At 65.6% G+C, this 15,618-nt stretch carries 14 protein-coding genes and 1 pseudogene; 6 read left to right on the top strand and 9 right to left on the bottom strand.

The window, feature by feature from the left end; translation table 11 throughout:
- Positions 1-17 precede the first annotated feature (17 nt).
- From gltX to P0Y59_02485, 3 genes are read left to right on the top strand one after another with little or no spacing between them, the layout of a single operon-like run.
- Complete coding sequence (gltX, locus tag P0Y59_02495; protein WEK00581.1) at positions 18-1,463, top strand: glutamate--tRNA ligase; 1,446 nt, start codon at positions 18-20, stop codon at positions 1,461-1,463.
- 22 nt (positions 1,464-1,485) lie between these two features.
- Positions 1,486-2,769 (top strand): type II citrate synthase, encoded by a 1,284-nt coding sequence (locus P0Y59_02490; GenBank protein ID WEK00580.1) that lies wholly within the window; start codon positions 1,486-1,488, stop codon positions 2,767-2,769.
- Positions 2,769-2,954: a hypothetical protein gene (locus tag P0Y59_02485; protein WEK00579.1), complete on the top strand. Its 186-nt coding sequence runs from the start codon at positions 2,769-2,771 to the stop codon at positions 2,952-2,954. Before P0Y59_02490 ends, P0Y59_02485 begins: the two co-directional genes overlap by 1 nt.
- Before the next feature lie 408 nt (positions 2,955-3,362).
- Here the strand turns inward: P0Y59_02485 and P0Y59_02480 are convergent, their stop codons facing one another.
- Genes P0Y59_02480 through P0Y59_02465 form a run of 4 tightly spaced genes read right to left on the bottom strand, consistent with a single transcriptional unit; the run spans position 3,363 to position 7,417 of the window.
- Complete coding sequence (locus P0Y59_02480; protein ID WEK00578.1) at positions 3,363-4,757, bottom strand: PAS domain-containing sensor histidine kinase; 1,395 nt, start codon at positions 4,755-4,757, stop codon at positions 3,363-3,365.
- On the bottom strand, positions 4,754-5,845 hold the full coding sequence (locus tag P0Y59_02475; protein ID WEK00577.1) for a DUF2336 domain-containing protein: 1,092 nt from the start codon (positions 5,843-5,845) through the stop codon (positions 4,754-4,756). Before P0Y59_02475 ends, P0Y59_02480 begins: the two co-directional genes overlap by 4 nt.
- Before the next feature lie 56 nt (positions 5,846-5,901).
- Entirely contained in the window at positions 5,902-7,065 is a 1,164-nt protein-coding gene (locus P0Y59_02470) for a hypothetical protein (GenBank protein ID WEK00576.1), read from the bottom strand.
- Between the two features lie 58 nt (positions 7,066-7,123).
- Positions 7,124-7,417, bottom strand: coding sequence for an Hpt domain-containing protein (locus P0Y59_02465; protein ID WEK00575.1), 294 nt, complete (start codon positions 7,415-7,417; stop codon positions 7,124-7,126).
- Between the two features lie 82 nt (positions 7,418-7,499).
- Between P0Y59_02465 and P0Y59_02460 the strand changes: the two genes are divergently transcribed.
- From P0Y59_02460 to P0Y59_02450, 3 genes and pseudogenes are all read left to right on the top strand, one after another.
- Positions 7,500-9,803, top strand: coding sequence for a hypothetical protein (locus P0Y59_02460; protein ID WEK00574.1), 2,304 nt, complete (start codon positions 7,500-7,502; stop codon positions 9,801-9,803).
- A gap of 106 nt (positions 9,804-9,909) precedes the next feature.
- Positions 9,910-9,987 (top strand): annotated as a pseudogene (locus P0Y59_02455).
- Positions 9,988-10,010: 23 nt separating this feature from the next.
- The gene (locus P0Y59_02450; protein WEK00573.1) at positions 10,011-10,262 is read left to right on the top strand and encodes a hypothetical protein; all 252 of its coding nucleotides are present in this window, start codon (positions 10,011-10,013) and stop codon (positions 10,260-10,262) included.
- A 315-nt stretch (positions 10,263-10,577) separates the two neighbouring features.
- On the opposite strand, the gene P0Y59_02445 is transcribed toward P0Y59_02450, so the two are convergent.
- From P0Y59_02445 to panB, 5 genes are all read right to left on the bottom strand, one after another.
- Positions 10,578-10,949, bottom strand: coding sequence for an Hpt domain-containing protein (locus P0Y59_02445; protein WEK02477.1), 372 nt, complete (start codon positions 10,947-10,949; stop codon positions 10,578-10,580).
- Between the two features lie 188 nt (positions 10,950-11,137).
- Positions 11,138-12,505 carry a ribosome biogenesis GTPase Der gene (gene der, locus P0Y59_02440; protein ID WEK00572.1) on the bottom strand — a complete coding sequence of 456 codons (1,368 nt, stop codon included), beginning with the start codon at positions 12,503-12,505 and terminating at the stop codon, positions 11,138-11,140.
- Between the two features lie 72 nt (positions 12,506-12,577).
- Complete coding sequence (locus tag P0Y59_02435) at positions 12,578-13,903, bottom strand: PQQ-binding-like beta-propeller repeat protein (protein WEK00571.1); 1,326 nt, start codon at positions 13,901-13,903, stop codon at positions 12,578-12,580.
- The gene (locus P0Y59_02430) at positions 13,900-14,601 is read right to left on the bottom strand and encodes a tetratricopeptide repeat protein (protein WEK00570.1); all 702 of its coding nucleotides are present in this window, start codon (positions 14,599-14,601) and stop codon (positions 13,900-13,902) included. The genes P0Y59_02435 and P0Y59_02430 overlap by 4 nt, the downstream gene beginning before the upstream one ends.
- 68 nt (positions 14,602-14,669) lie before the next feature.
- Positions 14,670-15,530: a 3-methyl-2-oxobutanoate hydroxymethyltransferase gene (panB, locus tag P0Y59_02425; protein ID WEK00569.1), complete on the bottom strand. Its 861-nt coding sequence runs from the start codon at positions 15,528-15,530 to the stop codon at positions 14,670-14,672.
- Positions 15,531-15,618: the final 88 nt, after the last annotated feature.

The raw sequence follows: 15,618 nt of genomic DNA, 5'->3' as shown, positions 1-15,618 counted from the left end.
TCTGGGAGCAAGCGCGTTTGGGCGCAAGGTCTGATACCGCGGCGGCCGATACCGGCACGCCCGACACATCCGCAGTGGTGACTCGCTTCGCGCCGTCGCCCACCGGCTATCTGCACATTGGCGGCGCGCGCACCGCGCTGTTCAACTGGCTGTTCGCGCGCCACCATGGCGGCAAGTTCCTGCTGCGCATCGAGGATACCGATCGCGCCCGCTCGACCCAGCCGGCGATCGACGCGATCATCAGTTCGATGAAGTGGCTCGGCCTCGACTGGGACGGCGACGCCGTGTTCCAGTTCGAGCGCGCGAAGCGCCATGCCGAAGTCGCCTATCAGATGCTCGACCAGGGCAATGCGTATAAATGCTATGCCACGCCCGACGAGCTGACCGCGCTGCGCGAGAGCCAGAAGGCCGCGGGCAAGCCGATGCGGTATGATGGCCGCTGGCGCGATCGCGATCCGGCCGAGGCGCCCGAGGGCGCGCCCTTCGTCGTCCGGCTCAAGGCACCAAAGGAAGGCGCGACGACGATCGAGGACAAGGTCCAGGGTTCGGTCACCGTCCAGAACGAGGAGATCGACGATCTCGTCCTGCTCCGTTCCGATGGCACGCCGACCTATATGCTCGCGGTCGTGGTGGACGACCACGACATGGGGGTGACTCACGTCATCCGCGGGGACGACCATCTCAACAACGCGTTCCGGCAGTTGCCGATCATCAAGGCGATGGGCTGGCCAGTGCCGGTCTATGCGCATATCCCGATGATCCACGGCAGCGACGGCGGCAAGATGTCGAAGCGTCACGGCGCGGTCGGCGTTGAATATTACCGCGACGAGCTCGGCATCCTGCCCGAGGCGCTGAGCAACTATCTGCTCCGGCTCGGCTGGGGGCATGGCGACGACGAGATCATCAGCCGCGAGCAGGCGACCGAGTGGTTCGATCTGGCCGATGTCGGAAAATCACCAAGCAGGTTCGATCTCAAGAAGCTCGAGAACCTGAACGGTCATTATATCCGCAGCGCCGACAATGCCCGGCTGGCCGAACTGGTGATCCCGCGACTCGGTTTCGAAATCAGCGAATCGAAGGCCGAATTGCTTCAGCGCAGCATGGAATCGTTGAAGCCCCGCGCGGCGAATCTCAACGATCTTACGTCCGGCGCGGCCTTTCTTTTTCGCACTCGCCCACTGGAAATGGACGGCGATGCAGCATCTCTCCTCTCGGGCGACGCTCCTGCGCTGCTGACACGACTGCACGCCGCCCTTGACGCGGTTGGCAACTGGGATGCACAGGCTCTCGAAGACGCGGTCCGCCGGGTTGCGGACGATGCGGGGGTGAAGCTTGGTCAGGTCGCGCAGCCGTTGAGGGCGGCGCTGACAGGGCGCAAGACTTCTCCCGGGATTTTCGATGTGCTCGAATTGCTCGGGCGCGACGAAAGCCTTGGCCGCATCGCCGACCGGATGGCTGCCTGAGAGTTCGAGAAAGGACATATCGATGAGCAAAACCGCGAAGCTGGACGTGGCAGGCACTGCACACGACTATGCGGTGATGTCCGGCAGTACGGGCCCGGATGTCGTCGATATCCGCAAGCTCTACGCCGACACCGGGATGTTCACCTACGATCCCGGCTTCACCTCGACGGCGAGTTGCGAATCAGCGCTCACCTATATCGACGGTGACGAGGGTGTGCTGCTTCACCGCGGCTACCCGATCGGCCAGCTCGCCGAGAGTTCGAGCTTCATGGAAGTGTCGTACCTGCTGCTGAACGGCGAGCTGCCGTCCAAGGACGAGCTGAACCACTTCACCTACACGATCACCCGCCACACCATGCTGCACGAGCAGCTCGCGACCTTCTATCGCGGTTTCCGGCGTGACGCCCATCCGATGGCGGTCATGTGCGGCGTGGTCGGCGCATTGTCCGCTTTCTATCACGATTCGGCCGATATCACCGATCCGCACCAGCGCATGATCGCAAGCCACCGGCTGATCGCGAAGATGCCGACGATCGCGGCGATGGCGTATAAATATTCGGTCGGCCAGCCCTTCCTCTACCCCGACAACCGCCTGTCCTACACGGGCAATTTCCTGCGCATGACCTTCGGTGTTCCGGCGGAGGAATATGTCGTCAACCCGATCGTGGAGAAGGCGCTCGACCGCATCTTCATCCTCCATGCCGATCATGAGCAGAACGCGTCGACCTCGACCGTCCGGCTCGCCGGCTCGTCGGGCGCGAACCCCTTTGCCTGCATCGCGGCGGGCATCGCGTGCCTGTGGGGCCCGGCGCATGGCGGCGCGAACGAGGCGGCGCTCAACATGCTGCGCGAGATCGGCACCGTCGATCGCATCCCGCACTATATCGAGCGCGCCAAGGACAAGAACGATCCGTTCCGCCTGATGGGCTTCGGCCACCGCGTCTACAAGAACTACGATCCGCGCGCGACGGTGATGCAGCAGACCGTGCGCGAAGTGCTCGGCGCGCTGGGCGTCAACGATCCCGTGTTCGACGTGGCGCTCCACCTCGAGGAAATGGCGCTCAACGATCCCTATTTCATCGAGAAGAAGCTCTTCCCGAACGTCGATTTCTACTCGGGCGTGATCCTGTCGGCGATCGGCTTCCCGACGACGATGTTCACCGCCTTGTTCGCCCTGGCCCGCACGGTGGGCTGGGTCGCTCAGTGGAACGAGATGATCTCCGATCCGGCCCAGAAGATCGGTCGCCCGCGCCAGCTCTATACCGGGCCGACGCAGCGCGATTACCTCCCCGTCGACCAACGCTGATGCGCGCGGCAGTCACCATTCTCGGCATCCTGGTGCTGTTGATGGGGCTGCTGTGGATCGGCCAGGGTACCGGCTACATCCAGTGGCCGGCATCCAGCTTCATGATCGACCAGCGCATCTGGGCGCTGTGGGGCGGGCTGCTCGGGGTGGTCGGGATCGTGCTGATCCGGATCGGGCGGCGGTAGCGCCAGTTCGATTGGGTGGCCCCCTCCCGTTCGCCCCGGACTCGATCGGGGGCTGTCCAAGCCTCGCTCTTTTCTTCTGCGGAAGCGAGGCCAGCCCTCGCTCTCCCCAATGGTTCCCGTCGATTCAACTGAGATGGAATTCGCCGCAGGATGGCGCTGGACGGAACTCTCAAGCACCGCGCCGCGCTCTTTCTCACAGTCGCAGCAATGAATTTCCCTGTTCGGGCGGGAATTTTCCCTGTTATCCGGACGCAATTCCCTGTTATCCGATAACAGGGAATTCACTTATAAGTGGCTGTAATTTCATACGGATTTCCGATCAAAACCGCGCACGCCGGCCGAGAATAAATTAAATTCCCTGTTATTTCCCTGTTACCGCGCCCGGAACAGGGAAATCCGGCGCCACGATCAGTCCCGATAAGGCAGCGTGAAGACGAACCGCGCGCCCTGCCCCGGCGCGCTGTCGACCGTCACGTCGCCGCCCATTGCCCGTGCGAGCCTGCGCGCGATGTAGAGGCCAAGACCCGAGCCACCCGGCTCGCGCGGGTCGACTCGCTCGAATTTCTCGAAGATGCGCGCCTGGTCGGCGGGCGCGATGCCCTTGCCCTGATCAGCCACGATCACCGCCGCGACGCCGTTCTCGCGCTCGGTACGGATCCACACCATGCCTTCACGCGGCGAATAGCGCACCGCATTGCCGATCAGGTTCACCAGCACCTGGAGGGCACGGCGGAACTCGCCCGTCGCGGGCAGCATGTCCTGCGGCGCGGGCTTGTCGATACGGACCTGCGCTTCCGACGCCCGCACACCAAGCAGGCCGGCAGCACGTCGCGCGACGTCGGCGAGGTCGACCGGCTCCTTCGCCACGACGAAATCGGGGCGCTCGATCGCCTGGAGGTCGACGAGATCGTCGACAAGCCCCATCAGGTGCCGTCCGGCACTCGCGATATCGGCGGCATAATCCGCATAGTCCTGGCGCAGCGGCCCTTCCGACTGCGCGTTGATGCTGTCGGCATTCGCGATGATGCGGCCGAGCGGGCTGCGCAACGCCTGGTCGAGCCGCGCCGCGAAGGCATCGGTCAGGTCCTCGGGAACCGCCTCGGGCCCGGGCCGGTGCGCGGCGACCGGCGCCCCGTCAGTCACGTCGTCGATCATGTGCGCGGCACCGATGAAACCGGCAAAGGCGCCGCCGGCATCAGTGCGCGGCGTGGCTGAGAGGCGGAGCGGACGTCCTGTCGCACGAAGCGTCGCGCTCTGCCCGTCGAACCGCTGATGCATTGCGAGCCCGCCCAGAATCGGGAAAGAACCCTCCTGGTCCTCGCCGAGCGCGAACAGGCGTGTCAGCGGCTGTCCGAGCATCGCCGCGGCATCGAACCCGTGCTTCGTGCCGGCGCTGATCGACAGGAAGGTGACGCGCAGCGCCGAATCCGTTTCCCACGACCAGTCGGCCGCGCTGCGCAGGAAATCACCCTCGCGCTCGCCCTGCATCGCCTCCGGATACCAGGCGGCGCGGCTACGCCAGCCAGTGATCATCAGGTGAACGCCCCGCGCTTCGGGTTCGGCGCGGACCCATAATTCGACATCGTCGTCGCCATCCGCCGCGACCACGCCGCGCGAGACGAGGATGCCGAGCCGTTGCGCGAGCCGGGCCAGCGTCGCGATCTGCGGAATCGCGACCGGCTGGCCGATGCCACCGCCGGCGCGCAGGTTGAGATCCATCAGGCGCTGATCGGCCTCGACCAGCCGGCCGGCGCGATCGACCAGCCCGCGCACGGGCGGCAACATCGGATCGGTCACGTTCATGGCCGTGCCCTCCGCCCCAGCGCGAGCAGGGCGGCGCGATAATCGGGATGCAGCAGCAACGGCATGAGCGCCGCACGCGCCGTTGCCGATGGTGTCGCCGCGATGCCGTCGAGCCCCTCGGCAAAACTGTCGAGATCGCGCCGGGGATCGGCCTCGCTCAACGCCAGCCCGATCCGCGCGATCGATTCGCGGTCAAGTTCGAGCGCGCGCAGCACCAGCCACAGGCGATCCGCCGCCGGATCGAGCACGATCTCGCGCGCATCGGCATAGTCGAGGCCAAGCGCATGGGCGATCAGCGCCACGAACAGGGAGAGACGGCGATCAGCCAGGGTTTCGACCAGCAGCGGCGCCAGTTCGTCGGCGCGCGCATCAAGGGCCGCCGCAAGGCGCATCGCCACCGCTTCGAGCCGATCCCCCTCGTCATGGGATGAAACGCTACGGAGCGCCGCGTCGATGAGCGCACGGTCAAGCACCGGCAGGCTGTCGCCCGCACCGTCGGCGAAATGCTCGCGGAGCGCCGCCGCCGTCAACCAGGTCAGGCGGTGATGAAGTTCTGCGGGAAGATCGGTACGCGTGGCCATCGCCTCCGGGTCGCCGTGCCGCCGGCTTTCGCCGGCAAGCAGCGCCATCGCCGCGCCGGCGACCACCCCGTCGGGATTCTGGATCAGCCGGGCAAGCAGGCTGGCGCGATCGGGATCCTCCGGTGCGGCAACAGGCAGGGCGCCGGCAAGCACATCCTGGCGCGCGCGGCCGACCAGTTCACGCATCAGCTCGACATCCCGCAACTGTCCGGCAGAGACCAGCCGCTCCTGAACGAGAGGCCCGCCCGTCGCCAATGCGTCGGCGAGTGCCGGTTCACCGCGCGCAGCGAGCAGACGCGCGGCGTGCTGTCGAACGGCGCTTTCGACGGCAGACACGAGGCCGGCAAGCGTCCCGCCGAGTGCCGAGCGCGATCGCTCGTCAAGCCGCGATTCGGCGGGAAGGAAAAAATCGTCGATGGCGACCGCCAGCCTTTCATCAGCGCACAGGTCCGCGGCCGCCGCGCGAGCGAGCAGCCGGCCGGCACCCCATTGAGTGCCATCATCCATGTCGCCAACATCCCTCGACATGTGCCTCTGCTACGGGATTTGTCGTTAAGACGAGCCTAAGGCTTTTCGCGAAACGCCTCAATGGCGCCGCCAAGTGTCGTGAAGGCGTAGATTCCCGCACCAATCAGGGCAGCAAGCGGCTGTCCCGCCGCGGCAAGGGGCAACATCAGCATCGGATAGGCGACCGGGCTCGCCCACCAGCGGCGACGGATTCGCGCGCTGCCGGCCCGCTCGACAAGCCCCGCGGCGACAATGGCGCTTCCGGCCGCGACCAGACCTGCGGACGAATCGCCCCCCAGGATCAATGCGGACACCGCCGGTATGCCCAGCATGGCACCTTGCTGGACCCGTAGCTGGATCGTCTCGTCGCGCAGCGCCGAAGCGGTCACCCCGATCGCAAGCGCGACCATCGCGACGATGGTCAACGCAAGACCGGTCAGCGGCCAGGCGAAATGCAGCGCAGCGAACCCGGCCAGCGCCAGAACGAAACCGAGCGCCGTGACCGCGATGCTGGGCACGCTCCGCCCGACCAGGTGCGGCAGCGCGAGGCGGGCGAGCGGCGCCAGCAGGAACCGATCCGCCCAGGGGACCGGCACCGGTGCGAGAGCGGAAAGAATCGCCCTGCCCCGCTCCGCCAGGCGGCGCGAATCGCGCTCGATGCCGTGCGCCCCGCCCGCAGCGCCAGCCGGCAGCCGGATGTTCGCGGGGCCAGCCTGCGCCGCCACACGCAGCAGGGTCGACTGGAAATCATAATCCTTGGGCATCGCCGCCACTTCGGCGATCCGCTTCGGATCGAGCAGGGCCAGCCCTGCCCAGGCGGTCAGCGCGCCGACCCGCTCGAACGGACTGCCGCTGCCCTGGTCATCGGTGACCATCAGGGCCTCGCCGGTTTCGGCCGCGAGCGAGGACACCACCTCGCCGGTCGTCATCACCCCATCGGCGACGACAAGGACCCGTGACAGCGGATGCAGCTTCTCCATCGCTTCCGCCGCCGTGCGGACCGCATCGACCGACGCACCGCGCCGTCCGATCCGGTTGATCGCCCCCAACAGCTCCGGCGTCAGGCGCGCAATGACGAGGACGATTTGCGATGCCCCCGCCGCGACGAGCAGCCGCGCCTGGAACTCGATCAGGGTCAACCCGCCGAACGGCAGGGTCGCGGCAAGCGTACCGGGCCGGTCATCGGCATCCTCGGTCGCGAAAATCAGCCCGGCCAACATGCTGGGCTGTTAGGCGGAACATTCAGCAATGGCAAAGGTGTCGGAAAACCGCGGCGATTCAGAGGCGTTCGGCGGCCCGGCGCAGACGGCGAAGCAGGTTGACGTCCTGCGGTTCGGCATCGGCGGCCTCGGATGCGATCGCCATGAGGCGGATCGCGCCGAAGCTCGCGGCAAGGCCCTTGAGGCGTGCCGCAGCGCTGCGCCATTCATCGCCGTTCCGCGCGCGCTCGAGGTTGCCGAGACCGCGCTGGACGCCGTCGAGAAAGGCTTCACGCAGCTCCGCGATCAGCTGGGGCTCGTCGCCCACCGCTGCCGCCAGAGTCGCATCGATTGCACCAGGATCATAGGCCATGCCTGTATTTCTACAGGGAAGCGCTTAAAGGAAGGTTTCGCTATTCGCTTCCCGAAGGCGGAAATCATGGTAAACAGCTGATATGAACGGGGGTTCGCGCATTATCGATCTTCGGCCAGGGCAAGGCCCCGCCGCGCCTGCCGAGAACGTGCCGGCGCCGGCGCCCGCGACGCTCGAACCACTCGAGCTCCGCCAGGCCATCGAGGATGCCGAAGACGAGCCGGAGCCGCAACGCGGCCGCTGGATCGTTCCCACGCTGGCCGTGCTGGTTTCGCTCGGCTGGATCGCCGGCATGCTGTGGTTTGCCTGGCCAAGCCTCCAGCGCGCGCTGCCGATCGAACTTGCCGGATTCATCGCGGCCCTGTGCGTTCCGCCAGCGCTGATCGGTATCCTGATGCTGCTCGCGCTGCGCACCAGCACAGCGGAAGCCGAGCGCTTCGGCCGTACCGCCAGTGCCATGCGCGCCGAAGCGGCAAGCCTGGAGCGCACGGTCGCCGCGCTCTCGCAAACGATCGACGCGAATCGCACGAAGCTCGCGGAGCAGACCAGCAGCCTGATGGCCATGGGGGATGGCACCGTCGCAAAGCTTGCCACTGTCGGGACAGGCATCGCCGAACAGGTCAACCTCGCCGACGACCGGGCGCACCGGCTTGCCGCCGCCGCCGCCGCCACTGAAACCAGCCTTGGCGTACTGCTTGCCACCTTGCCCAAGGCTCATGGCGAAACCGAGGATCTGGCCAGGCTGCTCGAACAGACCGGGATTTCCGCGGGCAAATATGCCAGCGCGCTTGACGCACAGCTCGTCGCCCTGGCCGAGCGCGGGCGCGAGGCTGATGCCGTCGCGGGCGGCGCAGCCCAGAAACTCGCCGCGCATATCACGCGCATGGAAGCGACCAGCGAAACCGCCGGCGCGCGCCTCGAAACGGTCACGGGCGAAATGTCGGCCGCGGTGGACGGACTGCTCGGACGCACCGCCGGCGCGGTCGACGAAGCCCGCAAGGGCATCGCCACGCAGGGCGAGGCGATGCTGGCGATGCTGGGCACCAACCAGGCGGCCCTCGACCGGATCAGCCGCGACAGTGCCGAGGCACTCGCCGCGCGCATTGCCGCCATCGAGGAGATCATCGATCGGATCGGCGCGCGACTCGGCGAACAGCGTTCCGCCAGCGAGATGGTGATCGGCGAACTCGATACCGGCCTCACCCGTGTCTCGCGGCAGCTCGATGCGCTTCACGCCCAGGGCGTCGACCGTACCCAAACCCTCGCCGCCTCGATCAGCGCGCTGGGCGGTTCGGCTGACGCGATGACCGAGGCGTTGAAGACGGGCGATGCCATGGCGACATCAGCGATCAGCACCACCGAGAACCTGCTGATCGCGCTCGATGCAGCCGCACGCGAGATCGACGAGACCCTGCCCGATGCGCTCGCCCGGCTCGACGGCCGGATTGCCGACAGCCGGCGCGTGGTGGGCGATGCAAAGCCCGAGCTGCTCGCGCTCGTCACTGCCGCGGAAAGCACTCATGATGCGATCGAGGCGATCGCCCATGTCATCGCCGGACAGCGCGACACGCTCGACAAGCTGTCGAGCAAGCTGATCGAAACGCTCAACAGCGGCCGCACCAAGGCCGATGCGCTAGGCGACATGGTGGAGGAGACGATCGGGCGTACCCATCGCTTCGCCGAGGAAGCGGCGCCTCGCTTGGTCGAGGCATTGCTGCGTGTCCGCGATACCGCCAGCGCGGCGGCAGACCGCGCGCGAGAGACGCTTGCCACGGTGATTCCCGAAGCGGCCATGGCCCTGGAAAATGCCAGCGCTGACGCGATGCGTCGCGCTTCGTCGACTGCCCTGGAACACCAGATCGCGGCGATCGTCGAGGCTGGCGAGGCAGCGGCGGAGGCAGCCCAGCGCACCTCCGAGCGGCTGACCCGTCAGATGCTCGCCATCGCCGATTCGACCTCCACGGTCGAAAGCCGGATCGCGGAGGCCCGCACCGAGCGCGAGAATGCCGACAAGGATACCTTCGCCCGTCGGGTTTCCCTGCTGATCGAATCGCTCAACTCGGCATCGATCGACATCACCAAATCCTTCTCCGCCGAGGTATCGGACAGCGCGTGGTCGGCCTATCTCAAGGGCGATCGTGGCGTGTTCACCCGCCGCGCGGTACGCCTGCTCGACACCGGCGAAGCGCGCGAGATCGTGCGGCTCTACGATGAAGACGCGGCGTTCCGCGAACAGGTCAACCGCTACATCCATGATTTCGAGGCGATGCTGCGTGCGATCCTGGCGCAGCGCGACGGGTCGCCGCTCGGCGTGACATTGCTGTCGTCGGACATGGGCAAGCTCTACGTCGCACTCGCCCAGGCAATCGAACGGCTGAGAAACTAGTGGTCAAAATCTGACACTTGGTAACCCATCGTGACCATGGCTAAATGACCGGGTTTGGGTGGATTGCTGCCGTTCTCGAGGAAGGCCGAATGTGATATCAAGGAGTGCCAGTGTGACGGAATTGGTAGACGTATCGCTACAGCGATCCGGTGACGGGTGCGGGTTTGATCCCCTGCCGCTGGCAATATCGGCCGAGCAGGAGGCGACATGGAGTTTGAAAACCGCGACTTCACCCTCTTGGTCAAGAGGACGCGCGAGAAGTTCGGGCTTAGCATTGATGGCGCTCACGAACTGATTTTTGCTGACCGCGAGATGAAACGTCTTGTTGCTTGGCGGATCAACCACAATGCTGATTGCCGAAAGCAGGCACTTTGGGACGTTCGGCATAATGGGGAGCGTTCGCGTTTCATCTGCGAAGGCGACCGGATCAGATTCCGTGAACATCCGATCGAGCGTTAACGTCCGGTCTTGGACGCAAGCCGACGCCCGGTCGACGGGTAGCAAATGTCAGATTTTTACCACTAAGAGGGACGGCGTAGCCAGTCTCTGACAGCCTGTCCCCAACAGGCGACTTATCGAGTTCAGCATCCAACTCAGCGTTCTTTGCGCCCTCCGCGCGAACACTTCCCTTTGCTATGACCGCGCCCGTGACATGAATGCGGATCCGACCTGACGCACCCGCGCACGAAATCGGCGGCAGCCGTTTCCGTTCAGCGAGCGGGGACCTAAAACAGGCGAAGCGCCATCAATGAGCCGTATCGATGCCCTGACAGATCAGAGCGCGCGGCGACCGAAAGCAGGCCGGCGCTCGACCAGCGGGTTCGATTCGCGCTCAAGCATTTCCAGAGTGCTTTCGAACAGCGGCCGGAGTTCGACAACCGATTGAAGCGCCTCGTCGGGTGTATCGCGATTCTCGACGCAGTCACGGGCGATCGTCTCGATCTTCTCGGCCAGCGCGCCAAGCGGCTCGGCACCGAACTGGCGGGCTTCCCCTTTCAGCGTGTGCGCCGGGATGACCATCGCCGCGGCATTGAGCGCCCGCATCGCCGCTTCGATCGCGGCGACCGATTTCACGCCATCCTCCCGGAAATATCCGAGGATGCGCACGAAGCCTGCGCCAAGCTCGGTGCGAGCTTGCGAAAACATCGTCCAGTCAACCAGGCCGCGATCTTCGACAGACACCGCATTCTCCTACTTCGGAGCCACCAAGACCGCGAAGATGTCCCCCGTTTCTAGACAAACGAGGTAAAGGATGAGTTGACGCAGCCCCGGTCAATCGACCGAAAGGCTTGGTGAATCCTTGTTTAATGCAGTTGGAAGCGACTCGATTGCCTCTAGCGATCGAACGGATTCTTCGGGGCGCGCAAGGTCAGCCGTACAGGCACCGCACCGAAGCCGAGATCGCGCCGAATACCGTTGATCAGGTAGCGCTGATAACTGGCCGGCAACTGGTCGACACGCGTGCCGAACAGCACGAAGCCCGGCGGACGGGTCTTGGCCTGAGTCAGATAGCGCAGCTTGATCCGCTTGCCACCGGGCGCGGGCGGCGGATTGGCCTCGATCGCTTTCTCGAACCAGCGATTGAGTTCACCGGTGCCGATACGGCGGGACCACGCCTCACGCGTCTCGAACGCGACTTTCACCAGCGTGTCAATGCCCTTGCCGGTCGCTGCCGAAACAGTGAGCACCGGAATGCCCTTCACCTGCGACAGCCCTTCTTCCAGCGCCCCGCGGATGCCGTTGAACAGGCTGCTGGCATTCTCCGCCACATCCCATTTGTTGATCGCAACGACCAGCGCCCGGCCTTCCTGCAGCGCAGCATCCGCGATGCGCAGATCCTGCGCTTCCAGCCCGCGCGTCGCATCGAGCAGCAGCACCACCACTTCGGCAAAGTCGATCGCGTGGAGCGCGTCGGCGACCGACAGCTTTTCCAGTTTATCCTGCACATTGGCACGCTTGCGCATACCGGCGGTGTCGATCAGCCGGACGGCGCGCGGCTCGCCTTCAGGATCGTGCCAGGTCCAGTCGATCGCGATGGAGTCACGGGTGATCCCAGCCTCGGGGCCGGTGATGAGTCGTTCCTCGCCAAGCATGCGATTGATCAGCGTCGATTTTCCCGCATTGGGCCGGCCGATGATGGCAAGCTTCAGCGGCGCGTCGAGGCTGTCTTCTTCCTCCTCGGCAGCCTCGGCGTCCTCATCACGCTCGACATGGGGAAGCAGCGCTTCGAACAGCTCGACCAACCCTTCGCCATGCTCGGCCGAGAGCACGACGGGATCGCCGAACCCGAGCGACAGCGATTCGAGGATGCCGCTTTCGCCGGCCCGGCCCTCGGCCTTGTTGGCGACCAGGACAACGGGGGTCTTCGAACCGCGCAGCCAGCGTGCGATTTCCTCGTCCAGCGGGACTAGGCCGGCACGGGCATCGATCAGGAACAGCGCGACATCGGCCTGCGCCACGGCGGCCTCGGTCTGGGCGCGCATCCGGCCGGGCAACGATGCCGCATCCTGATCTTCATAACCGGCGGTATCGATGACCCGGAATTCCAGGCCGACCAGGGTCGCATCGCCCTCCCGCCGGTCGCGCGTGACGCCAGGACGATCGTCGACCAGCGCGAGCTTCTTGCCGACGAGGCGGTTGAACAGTGTCGATTTGCCGACGTTGGGCCGGCCGATGATCGCGACCACGGGAAGATTGGGCATGGCGCGCCTTACCCTGCTATGCCGCGTTCGTCACCCCGGAGTCGTGCCGGGGCGACGAAGCAGGCGTCGCGATCAGCGATAAGCCGAGATCCGGCCCTTCTGATCGAGCACATACAGGGTGGAATTGGCCACGACCGGCGGCAGGTTATAGGCCTTGCCCCCTTCGATCACCGTTCCGACTTCGCCGCTGTCGGGCGACGCGGAGACGATCTCGCCGCGCGAGTTGGTCAGGATCAGGCGGTTGCCCGCGAGCACCGGGCCATACCAGGTGATCGGGTTCTTTTTCTTCTTCTCGCTGCCAAAGTGGCGGAGCTGCTGAATCCAGCGCACCTTGCCAGTCGCGCGGGCAAGGCACACGAGCCGGGCGTCGTCAGTGACCAGGAACAACCATTCGCCCGCGACCCAGGGGGTCGAGATGCCGGCGAAATTCTGTTCCCAGATACGCTGGCCGGAGACGATCTCAAGCGCGACGGTGCGGCCGCCCTGGCCAACCGCGAAAACCAGGCCGCGATCGATGACCGGCGATGCGTCGATATCGGCAAGCGATGACACGGAAGTGGAGATGCTTGAGCGCGACAGCGCGTCCTGCCATAGCGTGCGACCATTCTCGTACCGATAGGCGTTGAGCTCGCCCGAGGAGAAGCCGGCAATGACCGTACCCTGCCCTACCGCCGGCGCCGCGACACCGAACACGCCCTGCGTCTCCAGCGAGCCAGACTGGGTCCAGGCGACGGAACCATTGGCCTTGGACAGCGCGAACAGCTGATTGTCCTGGGTCAGCACATAAAGATTGTCATTGTCGATCGTCGGGGAACCGCGCAGCGGGCCACCCGGCTTGACGCGCCAGACTTCAGCACCGGTCTTCGCATCGAGCGCCACCACGTCACCCAGGCCGTCGGTCGCATAGACCTTGCCGTTGTCGTAGCTGACACCGCCGCCGAAACGAGCGCTGCGGGTCTTCTTCTCGTTCTTGGAGATGTTGGTCGTCCAGACCTGCGAGCCAGTGTCAGCGGTGAAGGCGTGGACATTGGCGTCCACGTCCATCGCATAGAGCCGGCCATCGGCGATCACCGGTGCCGCGCCGAGCCGCTGGCGGTTGGAGCCTCCATCGACCGAGGCGGTCCATGCCCGAGTCAGCGTGGCGCCCAGCGCGAGCTGTCCCATCGACTTGTCGGCGCTGCCGCCGGGTTGCGCCCAGTTTTCATTGACTTCGGGTGCGGGCAGCAGGACCTGGACGTCTGCCAGCGACTTGTCGGACGTCACTTCGCTCTCGGACATGAGGATCGGCACGCGATCGCCCAATACCGGCGTCTTCTTGCCGCCGCCCTTGAATATCCCGCAGCCGCTGAGCGCGAGGAGCGCGGCGCACGCCAGCACCGCCCGGTTCTTGTACATCATTGCGCTTTCTTTTCCTCAACCGGGCCGACCGCGTCGATGCCCATGGTGCCAGCGATCTGAACCGCGCGTTGACGGATCGTGTCGGGGACCGTCTCGTCCCGGGCGATCTGCCCGAAAAGCGGCGCCGCGAGATCGGGCTTGTTCATTTGAAGATAGGCGGCGCCGACGAGCTCGCCCGCGCTGCCGAACCAGGGATTGCCCTTCACCGCCAGCGGCCGCAGCCGGTTGACGACGACATCGGGCTTGAGCGTATCGAACTCGGCGGCGGTCTGGCGGATCAATGCCAGATCGCGCAGCGGCTGACCGACCGAGCCGTCCCCAGCGACCGCGGCGAACTTGGCGGCGGCGGCCTTCAGATCTTCCTTCTGCAGCAGCAGGTCAGCCTGAGTGAACAGCGCCAGCGCGCGATATCCCCCGACACTCGAGCCGGCGAGTTCGACCAGGCCCTTCTCAGCGCTGCCGACCTTCTGCGCGGCCAGTTCGTCATAGACGACCTGAAGCTTCTCGCCCTGCTCGCCAGCAACCTGCGCGCTGTGATATTCCCAATAGAGGAAACCGCCAAACGCGGCGAGGCCGGCGACGATCGCGACGATCAGCCAGCGCCCGTAACGCGTCCACATGCTCGCGAGCTGATCGCGGCGAAGCTCCTCGTCCACCTCACGCAGAAATGCTTCGTCGGTATTCGGCTTAACGGCCAAGGGATGCTCCATGGGGCGAAGGCTGGAAAGGGGCGGACCTTAGCGATGGCCGCGTACAAACGGAAGGATCAATCCTTGGGTGCGTAAGTCTGCTCCGGACCCGGAAAGCTGCGGGATCTGACATCAGCGGCATAGGTTTCAACCGCGGCGGAAATGCGGCCGGACAAGTCGTCGAAGCGCTTCACGAAACGCGCCGTGCGCTCGAACATGCCGAGCATGTCCTCAGCCACCAGCACCTGCCCGTCGCACAGCGCCGAAGCCCCGATGCCGATGGTCGGGCACGCCACCTTCCGCGTGATCTCGATCGCAATCGGTTCGACCACGCCCTCGATCACGATGGAGAAGGCGCCCGCATCGGCGATCGCGACCGCATCGGCCACGATCTTCGCCGCTTCCTCAGGCGTGCGACCGCGCGCACCGTAGCCACCGAGCACGTTCACCGCCTGGGGCGTGAGGCCGACATGGCCCATCACCGGGATGCCACGCTCCACCAGGAAGCGGACCGTCGGCGCCATCGCCTCGCCGCCTTCCATCTTCACGCCGGCAGCGCCGGTCTGCTTGAGCAGCCAGGCGGCGTTTTCGAACGCCTTTTCAGGGGATGCCTCATAGCTGCCGAACGGCATGTCGATGATGACGACCGAGTGATAGCTGCCGCGCACCACCGCGGCACCGTGCGCCGCCATCATGTCAAGCGTGACGGGCACCGTCGACGGCAAACCATAGACCACCTGGCCAAGGCTGTCCCCGACCAGCAGCAGATCGCAATGCGGATCGAGCAGTTGCGCGGTACGCACCGTATAGGCGGTGAGCATCACCAGCGGCGTGCCGCCCTTGGCCTTGCGCAAGGCCGGGATGGTGAGCCGCTTCATCGGAGCCGGCGTCGGATTCGCGCGGCTGGTCGAGGTATCGATCGTGAAGGTCGTGGACATGCGCCGCTGTTAGCGCCGCAACATCGGGGAAGCCAGCCACCGCATATGCCCGCGCCAGCGCAATGTTTGCCTAGCTCGACTCAATGTA

The sequence above is a fragment of the Candidatus Sphingomonas phytovorans genome (assembly GCA_029202385.1).
Lineage (GTDB): Bacteria > Pseudomonadota > Alphaproteobacteria > Sphingomonadales > Sphingomonadaceae > Sphingomonas > Sphingomonas phytovorans.
The sequence above is the reverse complement of the archived record's forward strand: the minus strand, read 5'-3'. Positions and strand labels throughout refer to the sequence as shown.